Source organism: Mesorhizobium sp. M7A.F.Ca.AU.002.02.1.1 (assembly GCF_003998535.1).
Lineage (GTDB): Bacteria > Pseudomonadota > Alphaproteobacteria > Rhizobiales > Rhizobiaceae > Mesorhizobium > Mesorhizobium ciceri.
In genome coordinates, this window is record NZ_RZPB01000876.1 from 1 (window position 1) to 2,247 (window position 2,247).

At 66.3% G+C, this 2,247-nt stretch carries 3 protein-coding genes; all 3 read right to left on the reverse strand.

The features are described from left to right. On the reverse strand, positions 1-505 hold a 505-nt coding region (locus EN879_RS32700), incomplete at its 3' end, for an HAD-IIIA family hydrolase (RefSeq protein ID WP_127274548.1). Continuing rightward, positions 498-1,070, reverse strand: coding sequence for an SIS domain-containing protein (locus EN879_RS32705; protein WP_024504153.1), 573 nt, complete (start codon positions 1,068-1,070; stop codon positions 498-500). The genes EN879_RS32705 and EN879_RS32700, both read right to left, overlap by 8 nt. Positions 1,071-1,077: 7 nt before the next feature. Continuing rightward, on the reverse strand, positions 1,078-2,247 hold a 1,170-nt coding region (rfaE2, locus tag EN879_RS32710), incomplete at its 5' end, for a D-glycero-beta-D-manno-heptose 1-phosphate adenylyltransferase (RefSeq protein WP_127274549.1).

Genomic DNA, 2,247 nt, shown 5'->3' on the forward strand with positions numbered 1-2,247 from the left:
CCTCCATGTCGGCCTCCTTGTCGCCGACGATCAGCGAACGCCGCAGATCGAGCCCGAGGCGACTGGCCGCCTCCAGCAGCATGCCCGGATTGGGCTTGCGCATCGGATGATCTGCGGCCGCGAGCGGGCCGGAGCCCGCCTCGTGATAGGCGCAGGCAAGGACCATGTCGACGAACGCATTGTCGGCGCGTAGCAGTTCGAGCACGCGGCCATTGACGGCGGCGAAATCGCTCCAGCCGAAATAGCCGCGCGCGATGCCGGACTGGTTGGTGACGACGATGACGGGAATGCCGGCCCCGTTGGCGGCGGCTATCACCGCGGCTATATCCGCGCGCAGCACCATTTCGCCAGGATCATCCGGATAGCCCGTATCGATATTGATGGTGCCGTCGCGGTCGAGGAACAGCGCCGGAGAGCCGGCGGCGAACACCTTTGAGCCGACCTGCTCGACCCACAGGCCCGGCTCAGCCAGCGGATAGCGGCCAGAGGTCGTGGGATCAGCCATTGCTGAGGCGCGCTTCGACCACCTCGCACAGATGATGATAAAGGCACAGATGCCCCTGCTGGATGATCGGCGTCGAGGTCGACGGAACGTTGAGCAGGATATCGGACAGAGGTTTCAGCTTGCCGCCGGTATCGCCGGTCATGCCGATCACCGTCATGTCCATCCTCCGTGCCTGTTCGGCGGCGGCGAGGATGCTCGGCGAATTGCCGCTGGTCGAGATTGCCAGAAGCACGCCGCCGGCCGCGCCATGCGCCTCGACCTGGCGCGAAAACACCGTGTCGAAGCCATAGTCGTTGCCCCAGGCGGTCAGCACCGCCGCATTGGCCGGCAGCGCGATGACATTGTAGGCCTTGCGCTCCTTGAGAAAGCGGCCGACCAGTTCGCCGGCAATGTGGATGGCGTCGCTGGCCGAGCCGCCATTGCCGGCGATGAGCAAGGCCTTCCCCGACGAAAGCGCCGTCACCACCGCGCTCGCCGCCCGCTCCATCTCACCGGTCAGGTCCCGTTCGACCATGGCTGATATGGCAGCCGCCGAGCGGACAAGGTAATCGTTCAAGTCGGACATGAAACCCTCAGTTTGTGGTGCCGCCGGCGCGCAATTTGCCAATGGTGTTGGTGGTGCTTTTTCCAGCGACGAGATCGACCAGCACGACGCGTCCGCCGGCCTTCTGCACCACATCGGCGCCGACCACGGTATCGACCGTGTAATCGGCGCCCTTGACCAGTATGTCGGGCAGCAGCGCTTCGATCAGCGCCAGCGGCGTATCTTCCTCGAACACCACGACCGCGTCGACCGAGGCGAGTGCTGCCAGCACGCAGGCGCGGTCGTGCTGGTCGTTGACCGGCCGGCCGGCGCCCTTCAGGCGCCGCACCGAGGCATCGCTGTTGAGGCCGAGCACCAGCCGGTCGCACTGGCTTCGCGCCGCGTGCAGCAAGCTGACATGGCCGGCATGCAGGATGTCGAAGCAACCATTGGTGAAGCCGACGCTCAGGCCCTCTTCCTTCCACGCCGCCACCATGCGGGCGGCCGATGTGGCGTCGAGGATGGCGTCCTTGTGGGCGGTCGGCCCATGTGAACGGAACAGCGCGCCGGTGAGTTCCTCGACCGTCAGCCGCGCTGTGCCGCGTTTTCCCACAACGACGCCACCAGCGGCATTGGCGATCGAAGCGGCCATGACCGTATCGGCGCCTACGGCCAGCGCCAGCGCGAAGCTCGCGATCACCGTATCGCCGGCGCCCGAAACGTCGAACACTTCGCGCGCCTGGGTGGCGATGTGGCGCGCCTCGTCGGGGCCGACCACGCTCATGCCCTTTTCGCTGCGCGTCGCAACGACGAAATCGAAACCATGTGCCGAAATCAGCTGGCGCGCGGCAGCCACGATCTCGTCATCGGCGAACACCGCATGGCCGACGGCCTCGCCGAGTTCCTTGCGGTTGGGGGTGATGGCGGTCGCCCCGGCATAGCGCGCGTAATCGCGGCCCTTCGGGTCGACCAGCACCGGCTTTCCAGCCTCGCGGCAGATGGCGATCAAGTCGCCGGCGACGCCGTCGAGCAGGATGCCTTTGCCGTAATCGGACAGGATGACGATGTCGGCGTGCGCCAGCGCGGCGCGGAAATGGCGGATCAGGCCGGCTCGCTCCGCGGCGCCGAGCGGCTTGATCTCCTCTTCATCGAAACGCAGCACCTGCTGGTTGAGCGCGCTGAAGCGGCTTTTGGACGATGTCATGCGACCAGGCTCCTG

Coding starts and splice junctions, on each gene's coding strand:
- EN879_RS32705 (WP_024504153.1), bottom strand. CDS start 1,070: ATGTCCGACTTGAACGATTACCTTGTCCGCTCGGCGGCTGCCATATCA.